The organism is Pantoea sp. PNT03, from assembly GCF_014852515.1.
GTDB classification, from domain to species: Bacteria; Pseudomonadota; Gammaproteobacteria; order Enterobacterales; family Enterobacteriaceae; genus Pantoea; species Pantoea leporis.
Map to the genome: position 1 here is coordinate 1 of NZ_JACVBT010000026.1, position 259 is coordinate 259.

The 259-nt window shown below is 52.9% G+C and carries 1 rRNA gene; it reads right to left on the bottom strand.

The features are described from left to right. Positions 1-259, bottom strand: a 23S ribosomal RNA gene (locus tag IB226_RS23445); the annotation flags it as partial.

A 259-nucleotide genomic window follows, 5' to 3' on the forward strand; every position in this document is an offset into this window, starting at 1 on the left:
GTCAGTCAGGAGTATTTAGCCTTGGAGGATGGTCCCCCCATATTCAGACAGGATACCACGTGTCCCGCCCTACTCTTCGAACTCACAATCTGTGCACTTTCGTGTACGGGACTATCACCCGGTATCGCGCGTCTTTCCAGACGCTTCCACTAATGCACAAACTGATTCAGGTTCTGGGCTGTTCCCCGTTCGCTCGCCGCTACTGGGGGAATCTCGGTTGATTTCTTTTCCTCCGGGTACTTAGATGTTTCAGTTCCCC